At 64.0% G+C, this 24631-nt stretch carries 18 protein-coding genes; 15 read left to right on the top strand and 3 right to left on the bottom strand.

The annotated features are described in order from the left end of the window. Positions 1 to 89: 89 nt before the first annotated feature. From recC to recD, 3 genes are read left to right on the top strand one after another with little or no spacing between them, the layout of a single operon-like run. Positions 90 to 3461, top strand: coding sequence for an exodeoxyribonuclease V subunit gamma (gene recC, locus RBH19_RS03715; protein WP_306727470.1), 3372 nt, complete (start codon positions 90 to 92; stop codon positions 3459 to 3461). Then, the gene (recB, locus tag RBH19_RS03710) at positions 3458 to 7111 is read left to right on the top strand and encodes an exodeoxyribonuclease V subunit beta (RefSeq protein ID WP_306727469.1); all 3654 of its coding nucleotides are present in this window, start codon (positions 3458 to 3460) and stop codon (positions 7109 to 7111) included. The genes recC and recB overlap by 4 nt, the downstream gene beginning before the upstream one ends. After that, positions 7108 to 8919, top strand: a complete 1812-nt coding sequence (gene recD, locus RBH19_RS03705) for an exodeoxyribonuclease V subunit alpha (RefSeq protein WP_306727468.1) — start codon at positions 7108 to 7110, stop codon at positions 8917 to 8919. Before recB ends, recD begins: the two co-directional genes overlap by 4 nt. Positions 8920 to 8999: 80 nt before the next feature. Here the strand turns inward: recD and RBH19_RS03700 are convergent, their stop codons facing one another. Continuing rightward, a complete protein-coding gene (locus tag RBH19_RS03700) occupies positions 9000 to 11504 on the bottom strand; it encodes a putative bifunctional diguanylate cyclase/phosphodiesterase (protein WP_306727467.1) in 2505 nt (834 codons plus the stop codon). A 733-nt stretch (positions 11505 to 12237) separates the two neighbouring features. Between RBH19_RS03700 and RBH19_RS03695 the strand changes: the two genes are divergently transcribed. Beyond that, positions 12238 to 12624, top strand: coding sequence for a SirB2 family protein (locus RBH19_RS03695; protein WP_306727466.1), 387 nt, complete (start codon positions 12238 to 12240; stop codon positions 12622 to 12624). 215 nt (positions 12625 to 12839) lie between these two features. After that, a complete protein-coding gene (locus RBH19_RS03690; protein WP_306727465.1) occupies positions 12840 to 14369 on the top strand; it encodes a sensor domain-containing diguanylate cyclase in 1530 nt (509 codons plus the stop codon). Positions 14370 to 14372: 3 nt separating this feature from the next. Here RBH19_RS03690 and RBH19_RS03685 read toward each other — a convergent pair whose 3' ends face one another. Together RBH19_RS03685 and RBH19_RS03680 are read right to left on the bottom strand one after the other, a co-directional pair. Beyond that, on the bottom strand, positions 14373 to 14669 hold the full coding sequence (locus RBH19_RS03685; protein WP_306727464.1) for a DUF3634 family protein: 297 nt from the start codon (positions 14667 to 14669) through the stop codon (positions 14373 to 14375). A gap of 314 nt (positions 14670 to 14983) precedes the next feature. Beyond that, on the bottom strand, positions 14984 to 16726 hold the full coding sequence (locus RBH19_RS03680; RefSeq protein WP_306727463.1) for a S49 family peptidase: 1743 nt from the start codon (positions 16724 to 16726) through the stop codon (positions 14984 to 14986). 310 nt (positions 16727 to 17036) lie between these two features. Between RBH19_RS03680 and RBH19_RS03675 the strand changes: the two genes are divergently transcribed. From RBH19_RS03675 to RBH19_RS03630, 10 genes are all read left to right on the top strand, one after another. Next, positions 17037 to 17519 (top strand): Na+/H+ antiporter subunit E, encoded by a 483-nt coding sequence (locus RBH19_RS03675; protein WP_306727462.1) that lies wholly within the window; start codon positions 17037 to 17039, stop codon positions 17517 to 17519. Further along, complete coding sequence (locus tag RBH19_RS03670) at positions 17519 to 17818, top strand: MrpF/PhaF family protein (protein ID WP_306727461.1); 300 nt, start codon at positions 17519 to 17521, stop codon at positions 17816 to 17818. The genes RBH19_RS03675 and RBH19_RS03670 overlap by 1 nt, the downstream gene beginning before the upstream one ends. Then, positions 17818 to 18147, top strand: coding sequence for a monovalent cation/H(+) antiporter subunit G (gene mnhG, locus RBH19_RS03665; RefSeq protein WP_306727460.1), 330 nt, complete (start codon positions 17818 to 17820; stop codon positions 18145 to 18147). Before RBH19_RS03670 ends, mnhG begins: the two co-directional genes overlap by 1 nt. Before the next feature lie 47 nt (positions 18148 to 18194). Then, positions 18195 to 18713 carry a DUF4040 domain-containing protein gene (locus RBH19_RS03660; RefSeq protein ID WP_445353961.1) on the top strand — a complete coding sequence of 173 codons (519 nt, stop codon included), beginning with the start codon at positions 18195 to 18197 and terminating at the stop codon, positions 18711 to 18713. Next, on the top strand, positions 18710 to 19129 hold the full coding sequence (locus RBH19_RS03655) for a Na(+)/H(+) antiporter subunit B (protein ID WP_306727458.1): 420 nt from the start codon (positions 18710 to 18712) through the stop codon (positions 19127 to 19129). The genes RBH19_RS03660 and RBH19_RS03655 overlap by 4 nt, the downstream gene beginning before the upstream one ends. Then, positions 19129 to 19482 carry a cation:proton antiporter subunit C gene (locus RBH19_RS03650; protein ID WP_306727457.1) on the top strand — a complete coding sequence of 118 codons (354 nt, stop codon included), beginning with the start codon at positions 19129 to 19131 and terminating at the stop codon, positions 19480 to 19482. The genes RBH19_RS03655 and RBH19_RS03650 overlap by 1 nt, the downstream gene beginning before the upstream one ends. After that, positions 19482 to 20972 carry a monovalent cation/H+ antiporter subunit D family protein gene (locus RBH19_RS03645; protein ID WP_306727456.1) on the top strand — a complete coding sequence of 497 codons (1491 nt, stop codon included), beginning with the start codon at positions 19482 to 19484 and terminating at the stop codon, positions 20970 to 20972. Before RBH19_RS03650 ends, RBH19_RS03645 begins: the two co-directional genes overlap by 1 nt. Beyond that, positions 20969 to 22447 (top strand): monovalent cation/H+ antiporter subunit D family protein, encoded by a 1479-nt coding sequence (locus RBH19_RS03640; RefSeq protein ID WP_306727455.1) that lies wholly within the window; start codon positions 20969 to 20971, stop codon positions 22445 to 22447. The genes RBH19_RS03645 and RBH19_RS03640 overlap by 4 nt, the downstream gene beginning before the upstream one ends. Before the next feature lie 76 nt (positions 22448 to 22523). Further along, positions 22524 to 22835 (top strand): hypothetical protein, encoded by a 312-nt coding sequence (locus RBH19_RS03635; RefSeq protein WP_306727454.1) that lies wholly within the window; start codon positions 22524 to 22526, stop codon positions 22833 to 22835. After that, positions 22828 to 24540, top strand: coding sequence for a Na(+)/H(+) antiporter subunit D (locus RBH19_RS03630; protein ID WP_306727453.1), 1713 nt, complete (start codon positions 22828 to 22830; stop codon positions 24538 to 24540). The genes RBH19_RS03635 and RBH19_RS03630 overlap by 8 nt, the downstream gene beginning before the upstream one ends. Positions 24541 to 24631: the final 91 nt, after the last annotated feature.

Below are 24631 nucleotides of genomic sequence, written 5' to 3'. Positions count from 1 at the left end.
GCCCGCTCGGCGGCGGCGAAACGGCGGCGACCTGCCATCCGGTTCCCGTCTGCTGAGCGACATCATCTGTCGCCCGGATGGGATAAGGTATGGCCTGCAATGATCAGGCACGGCGAAGGAGCGGCCTCTTGTTTCACCTCTATCACCACCACGATCTGGAGCGCCTGGCGGAATTGCTGGGCGCTCTGCTCTCGCGTTCGCCCGCCGGGCCGCTGGCCACCGAGACGGTGCTGGTGCCGAACCGGGGCGTGGGCCGCTGGCTGCAGATGAAGCTGGCCGAGAGTGATGGCGTGGCGGCCAATCTCAACTTTCTGTTGCCGGCGAAGTTCTTCTGGCGCCTGCTCAGCAGCAGCCTGCCCGCCTCGCCGGACAGCTCTGCCTATGAACGGGAGAACCTGCGCTGGCATCTCTATGCCATGCTGCCCGAGCTGGCCGAATCGATCCCGCGGGTGGGTCATTATCTCGACGGCAAACCGACGGAACTGCGGCGCTGGCAGTTGGCCGAGCAACTGGCCGATGTCTTCGACCAGTACCTGATCTATCGGCGCGAGATGCTGGCGGCATGGGAGACCGGTGAAGGCGAGGACCGCGCGCCGGCAGACTGGCAGGCCCCCTTGTGGCGGGCGCTGGTCGCCCGCCTGGGCGAACGCCATCGCGCCCGATTGCTGACCGAGTTTACCCAGGGCCTGGAAGAGAGCGCGGACAGCCTGGACCGGCAGGCCTGGCCGGAACGGCTGTACTGCTTCGGTCTGGGCAACCTGCCGCCGGACTACCTGCGCCTGCTCTATGGCCTGGGCCGGGAGGTGTCCGTGCATTACCTGCTGCCGAACCCCAGCGCCGAGTACTGGGGTGATATCGACAGCCGTAAGGTCTCCCTAAGCCTGGATCCGTCCGCCGACAGTATCCCCGGCGAAGACGCCGTGGCGGGTGGTCATCCCCTGCTGGCCAGTCTGGGCCGGCCGGCCCGGGACTTTCTTCGGGTGCTGTATTCCGATGAGCTCTCGGCCATCCATGAACCGGAGCTGGGCGAGGCCCTGGCCTACCGGCCGCCCGAGGGCGATGCCCTGCTGCATCGCCTGCAGCGGGGCATCATTCGCATGGACGCTGCGGCCGACCAGAGCGATGACGCCGGGCCCGACGCCTCCCTGCAGATTCACGCCTGCCACGGCCCCCTGCGGGAAGTGCAGGTACTGCATGACCAGATCCTGGACCGCCTTTCCGCCGATGAGTCCCTGCAGCCCCGCGACATCCTGGTGATGCTGCCGGACGTGGCCCGCTACGCCCCGGCCATTCACGCCGTCTTCGGTGGCGAGGAGGGGGCCCATGCCCTGCCCTATACCGTTTCCGATCAGGCCCGGCTGTCCACCCACCCGATCGCCCGCAGCGTGCATGAACTGCTGGAGTTGCCACTGTCGCGCTGGACGGCCAGCGAAGTGATGGGCCTGGCCTCGGTGCCCGCGGTGATGCGCCGCTTCGGTCTCGACGGCGCCGACCTGGACAGCCTGAGCCAGTGGATCGCGGCGGCCGGGGTGCGCTGGGGCCTGGACGCCGGCACCCGTCAGGCGGCCGGCGCCGGCGACTGGGAACAGAACAGCTGGCGCTTCGGCCTCGACCGTCTGCTGCTGGGCCTGGCCCAGGCCGACGATGACCGCCTCACCGCCGACGTGGCGCCCTGGAGCGAACTGGAGGGCGGCGGTACCGCGGCCCTGGGCAAGCTCTGGTGGCTGCTGGAGCGCCTGCGCCACTGGCGCGACACCCTGGCTGAGCCGGCCAGTGCGGCGGACTGGCGGGAGCGGCTCAATGCCATGCTGGACGACCTGTTCGCCCCTGACCGCGAAGAGCCCCAGGAGACCATGGCCATGGCCATGGTCCACGAGGCCCTGCAGGTACTGGGCACAGCGGACGACAACCTGGGCGGGGACACGCTCCTTTCCTGGGAGGCGGTCCGCGAGGCGCTCGGTCAGGCGCTGGATGACAGCGGCGAACGCCAGCCTTTCCTGGGCGCGGGCATCACCTTCTGCGGCCTGGTGCCCTTGCGGGCCGTGCCCTTTCGCATGGTGGCCATCCTCGGCATGAACGACGGTGATTTCCCCCGCCAGGATCGCAATCGCAGTTTCAATCTCATCCGCCGCTTCCCGCGCCTGGGGGATGCCAGCACCCGGGATGACGACCGCCTGCTCTTTCTGCAGGCCGTGATGGCGGCGCGGGATACCTTTTACCTTTCCTTCACCGGCCAGGACGTGCGCAGTGGCGAGGAGCTGGAGCCCTCGCCGGTGGTGGGCGAGCTGCTGGATTTCCTCCACGGCCATTACCTGCGCGCCTTGGATCGCAAGGCCGCCCACCAGCGCCTGATCACCCACCAGCCCATGCAGCCCTTCAGCCGCCGCTATTTCGACGCCGGGGAGGAGGAACGGGTTTTCACCTTCCAGGGCGAATGGCTGGCCGGCACCCGGGCCCAGTTCGGCGACCGCACCACGGCGCCGCACTTTGTCGACGGCAGCCGTGCCCGGCCGCCCACGGAGACCACGGTCGGTCTGGCGGATCTGGCCCGCTTTGTGGATCATCCGCCACGCTACTTCTTCCGCGAATGCCTGCACCTGGCCCTGGACAGCAAGGAAAGCCTGCTGGAGGACGAGGAACCGCGCCGCGTGGACGGGCTGACCGCCCACCAGCTGCGCCGGGAACTGTTCCAGCGGGCCTGCGAAGACGGGCCCCTGACACCGGAACCCGACGCGCTCATCCGCGCCCGTGGCGTGCTGCCGCCCCCGCCCCTGGACCGGCCCGAATACCGCGCTCTTGTTGAAGACGTCAACGCCCTGTTGCCGGCCTGGCAGGCCTGGCATGACAACGGCGACCCGGCCGAGGCCGTGGACATTGACCTCCGCCTTGGCGAGCACCGCCTGCGCGGCGTGGTGCGGGACGTCTTCCCGGACGGCCTGCGACGCATCCAGGTGGGCAAGCTGGGCACCCGCCACCGCCTCGCCTTCTGGCTGGACTATCTGGCCCTGCGGGCGGCCGGCCACGACGGCCGACTCCAGTGCGCGGGCCTGGCGGAGGGCAGCCTGAGCGTGATGGCCGCGGAACTCAGCCGGGAAGCGGCGCGTGAGCAGCTCGAGCGATGGCTGGATCTTCATCATGAAGGCCGCCAGCATCCCCTGCCTTTCCTGCCCAGCCTGGGCGGGCGCTTTGCCGAAGAACAGTCCCCGGCACACACGAAGGAACCCAAATCGCCGGACGAGGCCCTGGAGTCACGCAACGGTTACCTGGCCAACACCTGGACACCAGCCTGGGAACTTTCGGATCCCTGGTTCCGGCTGGTGCTGGCGCCGGCCCCGTACTTCCTTGGCGCCGAGGCCGAGAGCAGCGACTTCTGCCGGGTTGCCGAAGCCATCTGTGGGCCCCTGACCGCTCACCTGATTCCGGCGGATGAGGCACCGGGCACGGAAGGAGAAGCCACATGAGCCGGCGCGAACCGCAATGGGAGCGTTTCGACGCGGCCACGGTGCCGCTGCATGGCCTGCGCCTGATCGAGGCCAGCGCCGGCACCGGCAAGACCTTCAGCCTGGCCGGGCTTTACCTGCGCCTGCTGCTGGAGCAGTGGCTGTCGGTGCGCGAGATTCTGGTCATGACCTTTACCCGTGCCGCCACCCAGGAGCTGCGGGAACGCATTCGCGCCCGCCTGGGCCAGGCCGCCCGGCTGGCCATGGACCCGGACTCGGCCGAAGACGACGATCACGAACAGCAATTCGCCCTGACCATCATTGAGCGGGTGGCCGGCCAACGGGGGCGGGAAGCCGTGATCCGCCACTTGCGTGAATCCGCCGCGCGCATGGACGAGGCCACCATCAGCACCATCCACGGCTTCGCCCAGCAGGCCGCCGCGGAAAATGCCTTCGACAGCGCCCTGCCCTTCGACCGGGGTGAACAGGTGGACGACCAACCCCTGTTCACCGAGGTGATCAGCGATTACTGGCGCGGCCAGGTGGTGGGCCGTCCCGCTGACCAGGCCCTGGCCTTTCTGCAGCTCTGGCCCGACCCGGAAGCGCTGAAAAAGGATCTGGAGCCGGTCCTGAGAAAGCCGCATGTGAGCCTCACCGGACCGGACCCGGCCCGCATCGACAAGCTCACCGCCAGGGCCCGCCGTCTCTGGGAAGCCGAAGGCGAGAGGCTCGCCGAGCTGCTCGAGCAATGCGAGGCCGAGCAGGCCTTTCTCAAGAAAAAGAGCCTGGAAACTGCCCTGCAGCGGGCCGGTGGCGCCGGGGAACTGGCCAGCCAGATTGGCGCCGGTGTCATGGGCACCGCGAACGGGCATGTGGGCCTGCCTGACTGGCTGGTGCAACTGGGCTCGGATGAGGGCGTGCGGGCGCTGTGCAAGAAAAAACCCGCCGAGAGCTGGTTCCGGCCCCAGGAGCTGGCACTGAGCCGGGCTCTGGCCGAGGTCCAGCCCCTGGGCCGCCTGGGCGCCTTGCGCGAGGCCCTGGCACACGTCCGGGAAACGGTCCTGGCCCGCAAGCGGGAACGCCGCAAGTACAGTTTCAATGACATGATCACCGGCCTGTCGGAGGCCATTCATGATGAACAGGGCGGGCCAGCCCTGGCCGACTCCCTGCACAGCACCTGGCCCTGGGCCCTGGTGGATGAGTTCCAGGACACCGACCCGCTGCAGTACGCCATCCTGCGCCGCATCTACCGGGAACGCGAGCGTGGCGGGCTGTTGATGATCGGTGACCCCAAGCAGGCCATCTACGGTTTCCGTGGCGGGGATGTCTTCGCCTATCTGCAGGCAGTGCGGGACGCCGATGCCCGCTATCACCTGGACACCAACTTCCGCTCCACCCAGTCCGTGCTGGATGCGGTGGAAACGGTCTTTCGCGCCGGTGGCGAACAGGCCTTCGTGATCGAGGATATTCGCTTTCAGCCGGTCAAGGCCGGACGCAAGGCCGGCGACCGGGAGATCCGCCGCGACGGCGAGCCCCTGCCGGCCATGACCCTGTGGCGGATGGACGAAGCCCTGCCCAAGAAGAACGCCGAGCCCCGCCTGATCGATGCCACCGTGCACCAGATCCATCAGCTGCTGGACGGGCGCTGCGAGGTGGTGAAGGCAAGGGAAGCGCCCCGCCCCCTGGCGCCGGCCGACATTGCCGTGCTGGTCAATACCAATGACCAGGCGGCGGCCGTGCAACAGGCCTTGAGCCGGCGCGGCATCGCCGCGGTCTGCCTGCACCAGCAGAGCGTGTTTGCCAGCGAGGAAGCCGAGCACCTGCTGCGCCTGCTCCAGGCCACGGCCACCCCCGCCGACGAGGACGCCCTGCGGGCGGCCCTGGCCACGCCACTCCTGGGCCACCGCCTGGGTGACCTGATCCGGCTGGCGGAGGACGAAGAGGCATGGCGCCAGGTCACCGCCCGTTTCCAGCAGGCCCACGAAGCCTGGCGGCAGGCCGGGGTACTGGCCATGCTGCAGCCCCTGCTGCAGGACGAGGCCCCGCGTCTGCTGGCCCTGGAGGATGGTGAGCGGCGCATGAGCAATTACCTGCAGCTGGCCGAGCTGCTGCAGCAGGCCAGTGGCGAGCAATTCGGCCCGGACGGGCTGATTGACTGGCTCCACCGCATGATCGAAGACCCCGGCGGGGATAGCGGCGACGATGAACGACAACTGCGCCTGGAATCCGACGATGCCCTGATCCGCATCGCCACGGTGCACAAGGTCAAGGGCCTGCAGTACGGCATCGTCCTGCTGCCCTTCGCGCCGCTGCTGGGCGCCGGCGGGGCGGCCGACAAGCCACCCTTCCTCCACCACGACGAGCAGGGCCGGGCCTGCCTGGACTTCCTGGCCGGCCCCGGCGACGACACTGCCAGGCAGGCCATCGCCGAGGACCGGGCCGAGGCGATCCGCCTGCTGTACGTCGCCCTGACCCGGGCCGAGCAGGCCTGTTACCTGCCCTGGGGCCCGATCAACACCGCCCAGAACGGCGCCTTGGCCTGGCTGCTGCACCAGGCCGACGGGGTCAGTGCCGATGTTCGGGACCGCAGCACCAAGGCGCCAAAATGGATGACGCCCGAATGCACCGCTGAGCGCCTGGGCGTGCTGGCCGAACAGGCGCCAGGCGCCATCCGGCTGGAGGCGCTGCCCGACACCCTGCCGCCGGACGCCCGCGCCCCGCGCCCACCGGCGCCGGCCGGTGAGGCCCGTTCGGACTGGCCGCGGCCGCGGCCGCCCTGGTCGGTGTTCAGCTTTACACGCCTGGTGCGTGGCGCGGCCCACGCCACCGCCGGCACCGAACTGGGCACCGGCGCCGGCGACGAAGTGGCCGATGAACAACTGGCCGCCGCCGGTGGCGACATCGGCCTGCGCGGTGCCGGTTTCGGTATTGCGGTCCACGACATGCTGGAGAAGGCCGACTTCGCCGACTGGCCCGGCCCGGACCAGCCTCTGGACGAGTCCCACAAGGGCCATGTGGAAAAGCAGCTAGTTGATGCCGGCCTGGTCCTGCCCGACGGCCGGGCGCGGCAGACACTGCTGGAACAGGTGGGCGGGCTGATCTCGCGCTGCCTGCACACACAACTGCCCGGCATCGGCCCCCTCGCCGCCGTGCCGGCCACGCAACGACTGGCGGAGATGGAATTCATGCTCGGCCTGGGCGGGCAATCGGTGGCGACGGTCATGGACCAGCTGCACCGGCACGGTTACGCCATCGAACTGCCGGAGGCCCGCCAGCGGGAAACCCTGGCCGGGCTCATGCACGGCTACATCGACCTTATTGTGGAAGCCGACGGCCGCTATTACGTGATCGACTACAAGACCAATGACCTGGGCCCCGACCAGGCGGACTACGCCCCGGCCCGACTGCGCCAGGCGGTGAGCGTGGCCCATTACGACCTGCAATACCTGATCTATTGCGTGGCCCTGCACCGTCACCTGGCCCTGCGGCTGCCCGGCTACCAACCGGAGACCCACCTGGGCGGGGTGCATTATCTCTTCCTCCGGGGCATGCGCGGTGGCGAACATTCAGACGGTGTCTTCAGCGACCAGCCGCCCACGGCGCTGATCACGGCGCTGGACCGGGCGCTGGCCGGAACCCGTCCTGAGCCCGAACAGGGGGTGCTGCTATGAGTCTTGCCCAACGATTGCGACGGGCCTGCGCCGAGGGCCGGCTGCGGGCGGTGGACACCGCCCTGGCCGATTGGGGCCTGCGCCATGGTGCCGACGAACGTGTGGCACTGGCCCTGGCGCTGGCCAACCGGGCCGTGGGCGAAGGCCATACCTGCCTGCCGCTGGACGAGCAGGCACCCCCGGCGATCCCCGAGGAAAACCCCATCTGCGAGACGGCCGCCTGGCGCCAGTCGCTGGCGGAAAGCCGGCTGGTGGGCGAGCCCGGCGAAGCCCGGCCCCTTATCCTGGAGGGCGAGCGGCTCTACCTCCATCGCTACTGGCAATACGAGGCCCTGCTGGCCGAACGCCTGAAGGCCATGATCGGCACCGCCCCGGCGGCGGTGGACACCGCCCCCCTGGAGCGCGAGGGCGAACTGTTTGATTACGCCTGGGTGGGCGATGAAGAGACCCACTGGCAGGCGGTGGCGGCCGCCACCGCCCTGCGCCACCGCTTCTGCGTGATCTCCGGCGGCCCCGGCACCGGCAAGACCTACACCGTGCTGCGCCTGGTCAAACTGCTGCTCGCGGATGCCGCCGCCCGCCAGACCCCGGTGCCCACCATCGCCCTGGCCGCCCCCACCGGCAAGGCCGCCGCGCGCATGATGGAGTCCATGCGCAATGGCCTGGCGGATCTGCCCGACAGCGAGGCCCTCGGGCCCAGCCTGCCGGAGGATGCCGCCACGCTGCACCGCCTGCTGGGCCTGCGCGGTGACACCACCCGGCCACGCCATGACCGCGACAACCCCCTCAATGCCGATGTGGTGATCGTGGACGAGGCCTCCATGGTGGACCTGCCGATGATGGCCAAGCTGGTGGATGCCATGCCGCGCCATGGGCGCCTGATCCTGCTCGGTGACCGCTACCAGCTGGCCTCGGTGGAATCCGGATCGGTGCTGGCCGAGCTGTGCCGGGCGGCCGGCGTGAACGGTTTCGGTCCCCAACAGCGCGAGGCCTTCGCGCCCCTGCTCAAGTCGGACGCCCCCACCGCCGACCCGCCCTTGCCGCCGCTGGCCGATCATGTGGTCACCTTGCAGACCAGCCACCGTTTCACCGCCGACAGTGCCATCGGCCGACTGGCTGCGTCAGTCAACGCCGGCGATGCCGATTCGGCCATGGGCGTGATCCGGGAAGCCGCGCCGGAAGCCATCGAAGCGCGGCTGGACGCCGGCGACGGGCTCGACGCCCTGGTTGAAACCGTGGCGGCGGCGCATGCCCCCCTGCTCAGCGAAAGCGACCCGGTGGCCGCCCTGGCCCGGTTGGGCGAGATCCAGCTGCTGACCGCCACCCGCGTCGGCCCCACTGGCAGCGACAGCCTCAACCAGGCCATCCACGAGCGTCTCTGCCGGGAAGCTGGCCTGGACCCGGCCGAAACCTGGTATCCGGGCCGGCCCATCATCATCCAGCACAATGACTACCGGGCGGGGCTGTTCAACGGCGACATCGGCATCTGCCTGGCGGACAAGGCCGGGCGACGGCGGGTCTGGTTCCAGACGGGCGAGCAACCCCGCGCCCTGCTGCCCACGGCCCTGCCCCAACATGACAGCGTCTACGCCATGACGGTGCACAAGAGCCAGGGCTCGGAGTTCGAGCATGTGCACCTGCTGCTGCCGGCGGTGGATACCCCGGTTCTGTCCCGGGAGCTGCTCTACACCGGCATTACCCGCGCCAGGAAAAGCCTGAGCCTGCACGGCCCTGAAGACATCCTGCGTGCCGCCATCGGCCGCCAGACCCGCCGCCATTCCGGCCTGGCCGAGCGATTGGCGGGCTGAGGAACCTCTGATCAATCGCTGCCTTCAGGATGGATATCGCCGAGACGCGTCCAGCTGTCGGTGAAGGGCCAAGGCCGGTCTCAGTAACCGGATCCCGATTCGGCAGGCAGATTGGATTTTTCGCTGGCGAAGGCGCTCAGCTCACGGGCCGTCAATGGTTTGCTGAAGTAATAGCCCTGCCCTTCCTTGCAGCCGGCCTCACTCAGGAATTGTGCCTGCTCGGCATTCTCGACCCCTTCGGCCACCACTTCACGGTTAAGCCCCTGGCTCAAGTTGATGATGGTTCGGGCAATGGCAACGGCATCGGCATCCTGGGGCAGGCCATGGACAAAACTCTTGTCGAGCTTGAGCTGCTGAACCGGGAATCGCTGCAGATAACTGAGCGAGCTGTATCCGGTACCGAAGTCATCAATGGAGAGCATCACGCCCAGCTCACGCAGCTTGAGGAGGATCTCGGCACTCTGATCAATGTCGGCCATGACGGCGGTTTCGGTCAGCTCCAGCTCGAGCCGGTCAGCCGGAAGCCCGCTCTTCTCCAGTGCACGGGTCACGTCGGCAATGATGTCGGACTGGTGGAACTGCACAGCCGAGAGATTGACCGAGACCCGCAAGTCCGGCAAGCCGTCCCGCTGCCAATCCACGGCACGACGGCAGGCCTCCTCAAGCACCCAGCGACCAATGCGGACGATGCTGCCGTTGGCCTCGGCAACGGGAACGAAATCCTCCGGATTGACCTGACCGAGAGCCGGGTGATTCCATCGCACCAACGCTTCCACGGCAACCAGCTTCTGATCCGGCAGGCGCAAACGAGGTTGATAGTAGACCTCGAATTCCTTGTTGCTCAGCGCCTGTTTCAGGCCCTCCTCGATCACCACCTGGTATTCGAAACGTTCATACATTCCGGCAGAGAAGAAATGGAAGCTGTCGCTGCTGGACTCCTTGGCCACGTCCCGGGCAAGGCGGGCGGCCACCATCATTTCTTCCTGGTCACTGCCATCATCCGGGAAAACGGCACCACCCCCGCTTGCCTGAATATTGATGGAGCGGTGTTCCAGGTCGAAGGGCGCACTGAACACGGCCATGATCTGCCGGGCCTGCACTTCCGCCTCCACATGATCGTTGCAATCAGGCAGCAGAATGGAAAATTCATCGCCGTAGGTTCGCGCGATGAGGGCATGACGTCCGGCGACGACCTTGAGACGGCTGGCCGTCTCGCGCAGCACGGCGTCGCCCACGGCCTCACCCCAGATATGGTTGATGTCCGTGAAACGGTGCAGATCGATGATCAGCAGAGCGGCCTTGCGGTCATATCGCCGAGCCTTGGCGATGACCCGTCTGGCCACCTCGTCGAAACGACGCCGATTGTAGAGACCGGTGAGAAAGTCCCGGGTTGCCAGAAAGCGGATATTGCGGTTCTGACGACGCTCCAGGCGAATACGACGGCCAACACCGGCGGCGATGCCCAGGGATAACAGCGGCACGGCCAGGGCAGTGACACCGAAGGCGGCCAGCACCCGCTGCAGATCCTGACGTGCGGAAGCATCAATTCCCGCCACCGTGGACGAGAGCTTGTCCATCAGCATGCGCTCGGCCTGATGCAAGGCTTCCAGGCGATCGCTGGCAACGGCAAACCAGACTTCCGGAACCGGCAGCGCATTGCGGTTTGCATCACTCCGCCCGTCAATGGCCTGGGTCATCACCGTGCGGAGGTCGTGCAGGCGCTGTTCCACCTCACTGTCATGCACATACCCGAGGGCCTTCTCCAGCCCCGAATCCTGTTCCGTCAGGATGCGTCGTGCGTAGGGTGCCTGAAGCTCGGCATGGTGCAGGAACTGACGATAGACACCAGGATCAGGGATACCCGCTGCCAGCAGGGCGGTACCATAACTGCGTTCCAGATCGGCAAAATCCTTGTAGGCAGCGAAGGCCCGCAGCGTCCGCAGGCGCTGGGTAATGGCGGATTCATTGCTGGCCTGCTCCACCACCGACAGGCAGGCGTGAATATCCTCGATGACGATGCTCAGGCCATCCACACCTTCCATGACCGTCAGATGACCGAGATTGATGTTGTGGCGAAGGCTCTGAAGACGCTCCTCCACGCCACGAACTTCCTGCATGCAGTTGTCCAGCTGCCTGGTCAGCGGCGCCGCCGGCAGGTTGAGCATCTGATGCTGAACCTGTCGCATGTGCCGGGACGTTTCCTGACGCGCCTCGGCAAGCCGGACCGAGAAGAAGGGGTCGCCTTCCACAAGATGGGCCGCAGAGAGGCTACGTTCCAGCTGCAGGGCATGGATCAGGCGATTTCCGGCGAGAGCGAAATCGGCCAGCTGCCCGGTGTAATTCATGGAACGGACCGTCTGGTAGCGGTCATGGGCAATCCACGCCGCAGTCAGAAACCAGGCGGTGGTGGGAATGGCAACGGCCACGATGATCCAGAAAAGCAGGTGTCGGAAAGCAGGCGCCGGCTGCTCCCTGAGCCAGTCCCTCGCGTTCTCGAAATGTTGCTTCAGACCTCGCTGCACACGGGCCTGCCTCGCCTGTACGGCGGCAACGGCCATGCGCAGCGTTCCGGAAGCTGAATCCATTGCATCGCTCCAGCGGCCCGCACCCGGTCAAGTCTGGCCGCGAAAACCAGTGCCGCGCGGCCAGCTTGCCGATGGAGCAGGAAAAACCGGACACTCCCCTGAACGGAGATCATCCGGCCTGAATTTGTTACCTGCAGCCCAATAGTAGCTCAAACTCAGGAAAAATTGACTGAAAATAACGGCTTCGGTAAAAAAACGAAACTCTTTATGAACAATAGCCCCTAAGAAGCTGTCCTGGCTTGCTCACGGCGACCACGCTCAATTACCACCGGCCCAACCGCAATAACGGCCTGTTGTACAAGTTTCCACAGATTCTGTGGATAAGCTTGTGAATAATCCGACCGGACCTTCGAGTCGATAAGGCATCCACCGAAATGGGCATTATTTCACCAGCATGACAGGCCTGTCGGCGGGTGTCTGATGTCGCCGGTGTGCAACAACACGCGAGGCTCAACGGATACATTCTCGCCATGACATTCACGGTGGGGATCGCCCCTGTGCATGGTTAACGTATATTGTGGAGGATGGTTGACCGGAAAGCGGGAAACTGCCCCGGGGCGGGCGGTTCAGATACCATCGGTACACGGTTCATCCACAATATCTGTGGATATCCCTGTGCATAAAGCGCCAGGGCGGCCAATCATCGGCCCACGCCCTGGAATGAGCAATCGTTGGCCATTGTCGCCACAACGCAACAGCATTCTGTCAAGCCTTTTTCGAAGGAGTTTTCACCATGTATATGGGCATCAAGCATCTGCACATGACCCTAGCCCTGTTGAGCATCCTCGGTTTCATGCTGCGGGGTGGCTGGCTGCTGGTCACTGGCGAGAAACCGGCCAACCGCTTCGCGAAAATTGCCCCGCATGTGCTGGATACCCTGCTGTTGCTGAGCGGTATCGTCCTGTTGGGCATGACCGGCTGGGCCTTCCTCACGCAAGGCTGGATGCTGCTCAAGCTGCTGTTCGTTGCCGCCTACATCGGGGTGGGCATCGCCGCTTTCCGGGCCGGGGCGGGCAGCCTGCGCTGGGGCCTGTTCTTCCTGGCCGTGCTGCTGTTCGTCCAGACCATGGCCATTGCCTTCAGCAAGCAGGCCGGCGGCCTGCTCGCCCTTCTGTTCTAGGGAACCTCTGGAGACTCCTTGAGCCACCGGCTGTCCGGAACGGCGCCACCGGCCGTTCCGGCAGCGTCTAGACTTCAATCATGGCGAAAAAGAAACCGTGACCACCTCTGGTAGTCACAGGAGCGGATACACAGGGAAACCATCACCGCCATCAGGGCCGGATAAACCACGGACGGGGCCACACCCCCTGATGCATGCCAGCAGCGAGGCAAGCCATGTCCGGCCCCGAACAGTCCGAATCCATCCACCGCATCGCCCGGATCAATTATCTGCCCCGGGCACTCGGCTTTGGCAGCACCTTCGTGGCCATTCTGCTGCTGACGGCGGAACGCGAGTTCGGCACCACCACCCTGCTGCTGGCCGTGGCCACCTTCATCCTGTACCCGCATCTGGCCTTCGCCCATGCCCGTCTGGCACGCGATTCCAAGTCTGCTGAACAGAAGAACCTGCTGGCGGACAGCATCATGCTGGGCGTCTGGTCGGCCGCACTCGGCTTCACCCTGTGGATCACCTTTGCCCTGTTGCTCGCCACCCTGCTCAACAACGCCATCAACGGTGGCCCCGCTCGTCTGGGCCTGGCGGCGATCTGCTTTCTTGCCGGCGCCCTGCTCTGGGTACTGTTTGGCGGATTCCAGTTCGAACCCCACGCCAGCCTGATGGTCACCCTCTACATGGCAAGCGCCAGTCTGCTCTACATTCTCGGCGTGGGCATTACCTACTATCGCCAGAACACCAAACTGGCGCGTGCTCACCGTGCCATCGAGCAGAACAATGAGGTGTTTCGCTCCCTGCTGGAATATGCGTCGATCAGCAATGAAACCGGCACGGTCAAGGAACTGATCGAGCGCACGCTGGAGCATTTCCGACGCCTCCAGTCGGGCCACCCCTTTGGTCTATTGCTGTTTGATCGTGGGCGACCACGGTTTCTCCTTCACGCGGTGTTCCGGGGTGTGCCCGAACACCTTCAGGAAAGCATGATTCGTCGCCTTACGGCTCACAATGCCAGCAATGATCGCGGTCAGCCTCTGGTACTGGAAGGCTTGCCCCGCCCGCTCCTGGCTCTGCCCATGCATGAATACATGGATCAGGCCAGCGGCTATCTGGTCATGGACCGCAAGCGGGCGGAGTTTCTTGGACGAATTCTCACGCTGTTCGTGGATCAGCTCGCCTCGGCCCTGCAGAACAAACTGCTCACCGAGGAGCTGCGCAAGGCGGCGGAAACCGATGCCCTGACCGGTCTTTACAATCGGGGTTATCTGGAGGAACAGCTGAATGACGCCATGGAGCGCAAGCGCAGCCATGATGCGGCGGATTTTTCAGTCATCATGCTGGATGTGATCGGCCTCAAGCAGGCCAACGACCGCCTCGGGCATGAAGCCGGTGACGAACTGATACGAACCGTGGCCCGGCGCCTGCGCCGCCATGCTCGCAAATCCGATGTAGTGGCACGCTTCGGCGGTGATGAGTTTGTCGTGCTGTGTCATGACTGCCGTGAAGCGGACGCCATGCGTGCGGTGGAACGCCTGATGGGGGCCTGCCAGGAATCCAGTGGACGAATTCGCCTCGGCAACGGGCGTCAATCCGAGCTGCCGGTGGAGATCAGCGTCGGTGTCGCCGGTTCGGATCAGCATCCACCGAATCGGGTCATGCCGGAAGCCGATGCCCGCATGTACGCCCACAAGGAAGCCTTTTACGCCCGTCACCACCGCAGCCGTGACGGTGCGGACAAGGACGTCAATGACTGACGGTCAACGTGACTTCCGGGCACCGCCCCGCTCCGGCCCGGGCGGTGGTGTCCAGCAATTGGCAATCGCCTGGCAAGCCGATGCGGGCAGATCCCGGCTGAAATGCAGATGCTGACGCCGGCCCCGGCCGATGATATCCACCCGCCCCTTCTTCACCCGGTGCAGGCGGGCGATGTCCTGGCAGGCAGAACGGAAGGCGGCCGGCACATTGCCGGCAGTTTCGCGAATGGCGTGATCGGCGAAACGGATTCGGCCACTGACGTTGAACAGACGGGCGAGGATGGGGAGTGATCGAGGCATGGTGGGGGATTATACAAGACCCAGCCGCTGTCGTTATTCGTCTCATCCATGAGACTCACCCCTCCCTGCGGTCGGGGCCTCGCGCAGAGCGCGAGTTCAAATACGTTCCCGACGCATTTGTGTCGTTGTCGTTGTCGTTGTCGTTGTCGTTGTCGTTGTCGGATTTTAAAAAAAACGAGCTGCAGGCGGGGAACCCTTCGGAACGGTTCTGCCTGCAGCTCGTTGTTTGGCTTCGATTGCCCGATTAAGAGCCGATTACGATTACGATTACGATTACGATTACGACTTGTCGGGCACGTTGATTGTCTGATGGTTCATTTCACCTCAGGGATATCCGCTTCGAGTATCGCCTTTTCACCGACGATGCCCGCGCGACGCAGCTGGCGCATCAGGGGCTGGATGCTCTCCAGTGCCTGTACGGCCGCGCTGGTGGCCACGGGTTGCGGCGACCCCCCACCCAACAGCCCCATCCAGCCCTTGGGCTCGGGATAAGCCTTGAGCTTGAGCGGAGCATCAGCGTCCAGTTCCAGCAGTTCGCGGATGGCGGCCATGGATTCACCGTAGCCACCCACGCCGTCAACCAGGCCGCGTTCCAGAGCCTGCTGCCCGGTCCAGATGCGTCCCTTGGCGAAGGCTTCCAGTTCCTCGTAGCTCATGTCCCGGCCGGCGGCGGCCTGGGCCACGAAATCCTCGTACACCCGGTCCAGCCAATCCTGGTGGCGTTGCCAACCCTGTTCGCTGTAGTCATGGCCACTGCTGTACATGGTGGCATTGTCACTGGTAACCAGTGATTCCCAGCGAATGCCAAAGCGTTCTTCCCAGTAATCACTGGTCAGGAGCTTGCCGCCCAGGACACCGATGGAACCGGTGATGGTGCCCGGCTGGGCGATGATGCGATCCGCGTCCATGGCCACGAAATAGCCACCGGAGGCCGCCACATTGCCCATGCTCACCACCACCGGCTTGCCGGCCGCACGGGCCTGGCGCACCTTGTGGAGAATGGCGTCGGAGGCGACATAGGAGCCGCCGGGGCTGTCCACACGGAACAGAATGGCCTTGACCTCGGCATCGTCGATGGCGCTCTGGAAGGCCCGACTGACGGTATCCGAGCCCATGAAGACATTGCCGAACAGCGGACTGAATCCACTCTCGCCACGGCCCACTCCGCCGGTGCCATGGATCACCGCCACACCGGTGCCCCGCTGATGGGGACGGCCGGCCAGCGCAAGATAACGCCGTTGCTCGATCAGCTCGAAACCACCCACCCGCTCTTCAAGCAAGTCGTTGATTTCACTGCGATAGGCAATGCCGTCAATGAGCCCGGCATCGAGGGCTTCACGGCCCAGGAAGGGACCTCGATCAATCAGGCTCCGCACCTCATCCACACTCAGACCACGGGCCTCGGCGATATCCTTTGCCATGACCGAAAACATGTCATCGAGCAGGGTCTGCTCGGCTTCCCGATGAGCATCGGTGTAGCCGGTCTCGGTGAACATGTTCTTGGCATTCTTGTATTCATGGCGATGATCGAAGCGCGGTTCCACGTCGAACTTTTCGAAGGCGCCGCCCAGGAACAGGCTTTCCGTCATCAGCCCCACCAGGCCGATATCACCGGATTGCTGCATGTGAATCTCGTCGAAGGCGGTGGCCAGGTAGTAACCCTGGTTGCCGGGCCCCACCTCACCAATGGTCTCGGCATAGGCAATGGCCGGTTTGCCGCTTTCGCGGAAGCGGAGCACCGCCTGGCGCAGCTCCTGAACGGCCGCCGTGCCCTGACTGGCACCGCCCACCCGGGCGATCAGGGCCTTGACTCGATCGTCCTCGGCGGCCCGGTCAATGGTCTCCACCACATCACGCAGAATCAGGCGCTCCCCCAGCATGGCCCTGGCCAACGGGTCGTCCGGGACGGACTCGATCACGCCCTGCTCCAGATTGATGCTCAGTACCGCCTGTCGCGGCACGCTGTCACGGCTGACGAGACTCACCACCAGGGTGATGGCGACGAGCACAAGAACCAGCGCACCCAGTCCGGTGCAAATTCGTTTTAGCCACTTCATGAACACCCCCCGCGTTCCAGATTAAGTGTGTTAGCAGATTAGTACAGCAAACCTCATGTGGCAAGAGCCAGTGTGAACGGTGTTCTTTCGCTTTGCGCACCTGCGTGTCGGCACTTTCACGGGCTCGACACCTTGCTGAACCGCAGCCCTTATACTTATTAAATATACGGAGAACGCGGCGAAATGTTCCCAATTGGCGGGGACTTGCCCGGAACAAGCCGGGTCGGTAAACTTCCGGGCTCGCGTTTTCTGACCGACGCATCCCGTTTCACGGTTCGCCGTGAAATCCCGCTGCTTGAAGGAGCTGATCGTGCTGAAGTACACCGTCAGCCTGGCCATCGTCCTGGCCATTATCTGGCTTCTCTTCTCCGGAATGTGGACGCACCCGATCATCGTGCCTCTGGGCGCGGCATCGGTGGCACTGACCGTCTGGCTCGCCACCCGGATGAAGATCGTTGACCGCGAAGGGCACCCGCTGCACCTGATCGTGCCCTCATTGAAATACTGGCCCTGGCTGCTGCTTGAGATCGTCAAGTCCAACATCACGGTGGCGCGCCATGTTCTGGCCGGCAAGGGCAGCATCAACCCGCGCCTGTCCAGGGTGAAGGCCAGCCAGAAGACCGAACTGGGCCGCACCATCTACGCCAACTCGATCACGCTGACCCCCGGCACGGTGACTGTGCACGTGCGGGACAACGAGATCTGGTTCTACGCCCTGAGCGAGGCAATCGAACAGGGCGTACTCAATGGTGAAATGGACCGTCGGGCCACTGAATTCGAGGGAGAGAAGTGATGGAACTCGCGTTTATCGGCGCCGCCCTCGCCATTCTGGTCACCATGGGCCTGGCCCTGCTGCGAGCCTTCGTGGGGCCAACCACCTACGATCGCATCCTGGCGGTAAACGTCTTCGGCACCAAGACCGTGCTGATGATTGCCGTGATCGGCTTCATTGTGGGCCGGCCGGAGTTCATTGACATCGCCATCGTCTATGCCCTGATCAATTTCATTGGCATCGTGGCCGTGCTCAAGTTCTTCGAATACGGCAGCTTTGCCGGGAAGTCCACCGATCGGCACGACGGGGAGGAACACTGATGGAACTCCTTATCAATGTCACCAGCGGGATCATGCTTGCGGCCGGCTCCCTGCTGTTGATCATCGGCGGCATCGGCCTGCTGCGCTTTCCCGATTTCTATTCCCGGCTACAGGCGGCCGGCATCACCGACACCCTGTGCTCGATTCTCATTCTGGTGGGGCTGATGCTGCAGGCCGGATCCATTCCGGTGGCCGCCAAATTGCTGTTCACCCTGCTCTTTCTCATGTTCACGGCGCCCACGGCCAGCCATGCCCTGGCGAAGGCGGCCCGTCACAGCAAGCTCGATCCCTGGCAGCCAGGGGAAGGGGGTGCGTCATCGAAACGCTAATCGACATTACCCTGCTGGCCTTCCTGGCCATGGTGGCGGTGGCCATCGTGAAGATCCGCAATCTGTTTGCGGTGACCATGCTCACCGGTATCTACAGTCTGTTGGCCGCTTCCCTGTTCGTGGTGCTGGATGCCGTGGACGTGGCCCTGACCGAAGCCGCCGTTGGCGCGGGCATCATGATCATTCTGATGCTGGGCACCCTGGCGCTGACCACCAGCAAGGAAAAGGTCCACGGCAAGGGACAGAATCTGCTGGCCCTGGTGGTGGTTTTCGTGACCGGCGCCGGCCTGATCTACGGCACCCTGGACATGCCGAGCTTCGGTGATCCGGAAGCGCCGGCACACACCCATCTCTCTCCCCACTTCACCCAGGAGTCGGTGGACGAGATCGGCATTCCCAACATGGTCACTTCCGTACTGGCCAGCTACCGAGGCATCGATACCCTGGGCGAGGCCGTGGTGATCTACGCCGCTGCCGTGGGTGTGCTGCTGGTGCTGGGCAGCGGCGCGGTTCGCCGCCGTCGCAAGGATGGCCATGTCGATGACCGCGGGGAGGAGCAATCATGAATCAGTATGTGGTGCTTCGGATCGTCACCAAGCTGATGATCCCCGTCATCCTCCTTTACGGGCTCTACATTCAGTTCCACGGGGAGTACAGCCCGGGCGGCGGCTTCCAGGCGGGCATCATCTTTGCCGCCGGCTTCGTGATCTACAGCCTGATCTATGGCCTGGACAAGGCGCAGGACGCCGTTCCTCCGGAAGCGGCACATGTGCTGGCGGCCTTTGGTGTCCTGCTGTACATCGGCTTTGGCCTGGCATCCTTCTTCCTCGGTGGCAACTTCCTGGAATACAAGGTGTTGCTGCCCGACGATCATGCCGGTGAAACCTTCGGCATCATCGGCATTGAACTGGGTGTGGGCATCACCGTGGCAACGGTTGCCCTGTCACTGTTCTATTCATTTGCCGGCCGGGAGCGTGACTGATGGAATGGCTTGGCCACTATAACTACTGGGTCGTCGTTGTCCTGATGATGGTGGGTTTCTACATCGTCATCGCCCAGGGCAACCTGGTGAAGAAGATTGTGGGTCTGAACATCTTCCAGACCTCGGTGTTCATCTTCTTCATCAGTCTGGCAAAACTGGATGGGGGTACCGCCCCTGTCTACATCGAGGGCGTCACCGAGTACTCCAACCCCCTGCCCCACGTGCTCATCCTCACCGCCATTGTGGTCGGCGTTGCGCTGACTGCCATGGGCCTGGCGCTGGTTGTCCGGGTTCATGAGCTGTATGGCTCCATCGAGGAAGACGAGATTCACGAACAGGACGGGAAACACTAATGGATCTTCTCATCCAACATCTGCCTGCTCTGCAGGTGGTGCTGCCGATGCTGGCCGCACCCATCGTGATGCTGATGGCACGTTCGCCGCGAATGGCCTGGGCCACCACCACGCTGGTGACCTGGCTGACCCTGGGTGTCTCCATCCTTCTGGCCCAGCAGATATTCGTTCACGGCACCATCTCCTACCACATGGGTGGCTGGGCGCCGCCGGTGGGCATCGAGTACTTCGTGGATTCGGCCAACATCTTCGTGCTGTTGATCATCTCCCTCATGGGGGCGATCTCCATGCCTTTTGCCCGGCGCAGCGTGGAGCAGGAAGTGGCCAATGAAAAGCATGGCCTTTTCTACGCCGCCTTCCTGCTGGCGAATTGTGGCCTGCTGGGGATCGCCATCACCGGAGATGCCTTCAACATCTTCGTGTTCTTCGAGATCTCCGCCCTGGCCTCCTACGCCCTGATCGCCATGGGACGGGATCGCCGTGCGGTGATGTCTTCCTACCAGTACCTGGTGATGGGCACCATCGGCACCACGTTCCTGCTGATCGGCATCGGTTTTCTCTACATCATGACCGGTACGCTGAATCTGGCGGATCTTGCCCAGCGCCTGCCCGAAGTCAATGACACCCGCACCGTGCGGGCGGCCTTTGCCTTCATTGCCGTGGGCATTTCCCTGAAGCTGGCCCTGTTCCCGCTCCACCTGTGGCTGCCCAACGCCTACACCTACGCACCCTCCATGGTGACGGTGTTCCTGTCGGCGACGGCCACGAAGGTGGCGATCTATGTGCTGCTTCGCTTCATTTTCAGCGTATTCGGCTTTGAGCTCAGTTTCACTGAGCTCAACATGGAATACGTGCTCATGCCGCTGGCGCTGCTGGGCATTCTGATTCCCTCGATCGTTGCCATCTTCCAGACCAACATCAAGCGCATGCTGGCCTACTCCAGTGTGGCCCAGATCGGCTACATGATCCTGGGCGTGAGCTTTGCCAGCGCCCTGGGTCTGATGGCCTCGGTGGTTCACCTGTTCAACCACGCCGTCACCAAGGCCGCACTCTTCATGGCCCTGGCCTGCGTGATCTATCGGGTGGGTGGTGTTTCCCTGGATCGCATGGCCGGTATCGGCAAGCAGATGCCCTGGACCATGGCGGCCTTCGTGGTGGCGGGCCTGAGCCTGATCGGCGTGCCGCTGACCGTAGGCTTTGTCACCAAGTGGCACCTGCTGCTGGCAGCACTTGAGGGTGGCCTGTGGCCGGTGGCCCTGTTCCTGCTGGGCACCTCCCTGCTGGCCACCATCTACATCTGGAAGGTGGTGGAAGCGGCTTACCTCAAGGAGCCGGACGCAGACAGGGCCGTCGTGCGCGAAGCACCGCCGTCCCTGCTGGTACCCACCTGGGCACTGACCCTGCTGTGCATCTACTTCGGCATCCAGACCTCGCTGCCGCTGGACATGGCCGGCCGCGCGGCTGAAACCCTGCTGGGAGGTTACCTGTGACCGGATTCCTCGGTATCCAACCGGACCTGGCCATCCAACTGGCCCTGGCGGTGCCGGCCATCGGCACCGTACTTATCCTGCTGACCGGCCGCTGGCCGAACCTGCGTGACACCCTCATGGTGGCCACTGCCGCCACCATGTTCCTGATGGTGCTGCAGGTTCTGCCTGCGGTGATGGCCGGTGCTCGCCCCGGCGTGACCCTGTTCGAATTCTTCCCGGGGCTGACCATCGCCTTCGAGGTGGAACCCCTGGGCATGGTTTTCGCCCTGGTGGGATCGGGCCTGTGGGTGCTCACGTCGCTCTACTCCATTGGCTACATGCGCGGGGCGGGCGAGGAGAACCAGACCCGCTTCAATGCCTGCTTTGCCGTGGCCCTGTTCAGTGCGGCGGGCATCGCCTTCGCCCAGAACATGTTCACCCTGTTCATCTTCTACGAGCTGCTCACCCTGTCCACCTACCCGCTGGTGGCACATAAGGGCAATGAGGCCGCGAAGCTGGGTGCACGAACTTATCTGGGTCTGCTGCTGGGCACCTCCATCGGCTTCCAGTTGGTGGCAATCATCGCTACCTGGTGGATGACCGGCACGCTGGACTTCACCGATGGCGGCATCATGGAAGGCCATGTGGGTTATGGCGTGGGTGCCATCCTGCTGGTGCTGTACATGTACGGCATCGGCAAGGCCGCGCTGATGCCTTTCCATCGCTGGCTGCCCTCGGCCATGGTCGCACCGACCCCGGTGTCAGCCCTGCTGCATGCCGTGGCGGTGGTGAAGGCCGGTGTGTTCACCGTACTCAAGGTAAGCACATACCTCTTCGGCCTGGATTACCTGGGCAATCTGGTGACCACGGACCTGATCATGTACGTGGCAGCCTTCACGCTGCTGGCGGCGTCCATCGTGGCCCTTCAGAAAGACAACCTGAAGGCCCGGCTGGCCTACTCCACCGTGAGTCAGCTGAGCTACATCGTGCTCGGTGCCATGCTGGTCAGCCAGTACGCCACCATCGGCGGTGGCATGCACATCGTCATGCATGCCTTCGGCAAGATCACCCTCTTCTTCTGCGCCGGCGCCATCTATGTGGCCAGCAAGAAGACCAAAATCAGCGAAATGGACGGTATCGGCCGGCGCATGCCCTTTACCATGGCTGCCTTCTTCATTGGCGCCATGACCGTGATCGGCGCACCACCCATGGGCGGACTCTGGAGCAAGTGGCACCTGGTTCTGGGTGCGGTGGATTCCGGCCATCTGCTGATGATCGGCGTGTTCATGCTCTCGACCCTGCTGAACATCGCCTATCTGCTGCCTCCGGTGATCCGCGCCTTCCTGCTTCCGCCCAGGGATGGTTATCAGGGCGGCATCAAGGAAGCCCCGCTGTTCTCCGTGGTGCCCCTGTGTCTGACGGCCCTGGGGTGCCTGGTGATGTTCTTCATGGCCGGCCCGCTGCGCGAGCTTCTGGGCGGCATGTTCATCGGCTGACAGCCGCTGAACGGTAAACTGAGTCTCGCCGGCCCCACGGCCGGCGAGCCGATCCATTCAATACGGGTTTGGCGAGATGGCTATCGGTAAGTTTCTCGAAACTCTGGTCAACAACGGTCGCACGCTGAAGTGGATCATCCTGGCCATCATGGGCTTGCTGGTGATCGGCGACATTCTCGTGCCTTCCAGCTACGACCGTTTCTTCTGGGAGCAGATCGGCGGCTTCGGTGCCGTCTACGGGTTCATCTCCTGCGTCCTGATCATCGTGGTGTCCAAGGCACTGGGCTATGCCCTGCTCTACCGCAAGGAGGATTACTACGACCACGAGCTGGAAGGCCACGAAATGAGTGGTGATCCGCGCGACGACAAGGAGCAGGGCAATGAGTGAGAACCTGATGATTGACCTGCCATTCATTGACTGGCTGCATCCCTCACTGCTGCTGATCGTGGGGGCCCTGTTCATTCCCTTGTTCAAGGGTGTGGTGCAACAGAGCTATCGTGTACTGCTCGCGGTGCTGTTTGCCGCCGCCATCTTTGGCACGGCCCATGGCACCCACGGGGTCTTCCAGTTCCTGGGCTTCGAGCTGACTCTGGGCCGGGCCGACCAGCTGGCCCTGGTCTTCGGCTATGTCTTCGGCATCATGGCCATTATCGGCTCCATCTATTCCCTGCATCTGAAGGACAACGTTCAGCATGTGGCTGCCTTCATTTACGCCGGCTCCGCCGTGGGCGTGGTGTTTGCGGGCGACCTGCTGACGCTTTACGTGTTCTGGGAGATGATGCTCTTCTCCTCGGTGTGGCTGATCTGGCGGCGCAAGAACCCGGTGTCCTTCGCTGCCGGTTTCCGCTACCTGCTGGTTCACGCCGTCAGTGGTGTGCTTTTGCTGGGCGGCATCATCCTCTACTACATGCAGACCGGGAGCTTTGCCTTTGAACAGATCGAAGTGGGTGGCCCGGCCTTCTGGCTGATCCTGATCGGTTTCATGATCAACGCCGCCGTGCCCCCGCTGCACGCCTGGCTCACCGATGCCTATCCGGAAGCCACCATTACCGGTGCCATTTTCCTCAGTGCCTTCACCACCAAGACCGCGGTCTACACCCTGATCCGTGGTTATCCAGGCACCGAGTTCCTGGTCTGGCTGGGCGCCATCATGGCGCTGTGGGGCGTGGTCTACGCGGTGCTGGCCAATGACATCCGTCGCCTGCTGGCCTACCACATCATTTCCCAGGTGGGTTACATGGTGGCTGGCGTGGGCATGGGTACCATCATCGCCCTCAACGGTACAGCCTCCCATGCCTTCACCCACATTCTTTACAAGTCCCTGCTCTTCATGGGGGCCGGCGCGGTGATCTACATGACCGGCCGTGCCAAGCTCACCGAGCTGGGCGGCATCTATCGCTGGATGCCCATCACCTTCCTGCTGTACATGGTGGGGGCCTTCTCGATTTCGGCCTTCCCGCTGTTCAGTGGCTTCGTGTCCAAGACCATGGTGGTGGAAGCCGCCGCCGTGGATGGCCGAGCGGCCATCTGGCTCATGCTGTCCCTGGCTTCGGCGGGTACCTTCCTGCACACCGGCCTGAAACTGCCCTGGTTCACCTTCATGGGCAAGGACAGCGGGCTGCGCCCGAAGGAAGCGCCGTGGAACATGCTCTTTGCCATGGGTATCGCCGCCTTCTTCTGTATCTTCATCGGCGTGCACCCGCAGTGGCTTTACCAGTTCCTTCCCGGCCCGGTTGATTACAACGCCTACACGGCCGGCCATGTGTTCTGGGAACTGCAGTTGCTTCTGTTCACCGGCCTGGGCTTCTTCCTGCTGCTCAAGCATGTGGGTGGTGAAGCCAAGATCAGTGTGGATACGGACTGGGTTTACCGGGTGGCCTTCCCGCGGACGGTGAAGTTCGTCGGCCATCACGGCACGGTCATCTGGCATGCCTTCCTGGCCAGCCTGCGCTGGCCCATGGATCGCGTGGTGGAGGCGGCCAGCCGCCACCACGGTCCCCAGGGGGCGCTGGCCCGCACCTGGCCCACGGGCAGCATGGTGTTGTGGGTAGCGGTTCTGCTGGCGGCAAGTCTGTTGATCTATTATTTGTAAGCCACAAGCTGCAAGCGAAAAAAACGGGGCCCTCGGGCCCCGTTTTTTTTTTGGATCTTCGCGGAAAAGCGGGGGGCCGAGCGGTTTGGCG

The organism is Natronospira bacteriovora, from assembly GCF_030848495.1.
Classification (GTDB): Bacteria; Pseudomonadota; Gammaproteobacteria; order Natronospirales; family Natronospiraceae; genus Natronospira; species Natronospira bacteriovora.
Note: the sequence above shows the minus strand (reverse complement) of the source record. Positions and strands in the feature narration are given on the sequence as shown.

Coding starts and splice junctions, on each gene's coding strand:
- RBH19_RS03670 (WP_306727461.1), top strand. CDS start 17,519: ATGGAACTCGCGTTTATCGGCGCCGCCCTCGCCATTCTGGTCACCATG.
- RBH19_RS03630 (WP_306727453.1), top strand. CDS start 22,828: ATGAGTGAGAACCTGATGATTGACCTGCCATTCATTGACTGGCTGCAT.
- RBH19_RS03700 (WP_306727467.1), bottom strand. CDS start 11,504: ATGGATTCAGCTTCCGGAACGCTGCGCATGGCCGTTGCCGCCGTACAG.
- mnhG (WP_306727460.1), top strand. CDS start 17,818: ATGGAACTCCTTATCAATGTCACCAGCGGGATCATGCTTGCGGCCGGC.
- recB (WP_306727469.1), top strand. CDS start 3,458: ATGAGCCGGCGCGAACCGCAATGGGAGCGTTTCGACGCGGCCACGGTG.
- recC (WP_306727470.1), top strand. CDS start 90: ATGGCCTGCAATGATCAGGCACGGCGAAGGAGCGGCCTCTTGTTTCAC.
- RBH19_RS03635 (WP_306727454.1), top strand. CDS start 22,524: ATGGCTATCGGTAAGTTTCTCGAAACTCTGGTCAACAACGGTCGCACG.
- RBH19_RS03655 (WP_306727458.1), top strand. CDS start 18,710: ATGAATCAGTATGTGGTGCTTCGGATCGTCACCAAGCTGATGATCCCC.
- RBH19_RS03690 (WP_306727465.1), top strand. CDS start 12,840: ATGTCCGGCCCCGAACAGTCCGAATCCATCCACCGCATCGCCCGGATC.
- recD (WP_306727468.1), top strand. CDS start 7,108: ATGAGTCTTGCCCAACGATTGCGACGGGCCTGCGCCGAGGGCCGGCTG.
- RBH19_RS03695 (WP_306727466.1), top strand. CDS start 12,238: ATGTATATGGGCATCAAGCATCTGCACATGACCCTAGCCCTGTTGAGC.
- RBH19_RS03645 (WP_306727456.1), top strand. CDS start 19,482: ATGGATCTTCTCATCCAACATCTGCCTGCTCTGCAGGTGGTGCTGCCG.
- RBH19_RS03650 (WP_306727457.1), top strand. CDS start 19,129: ATGGAATGGCTTGGCCACTATAACTACTGGGTCGTCGTTGTCCTGATG.
- RBH19_RS03680 (WP_306727463.1), bottom strand. CDS start 16,726: ATGAAGTGGCTAAAACGAATTTGCACCGGACTGGGTGCGCTGGTTCTT.
- RBH19_RS03685 (WP_306727464.1), bottom strand. CDS start 14,669: ATGCCTCGATCACTCCCCATCCTCGCCCGTCTGTTCAACGTCAGTGGC.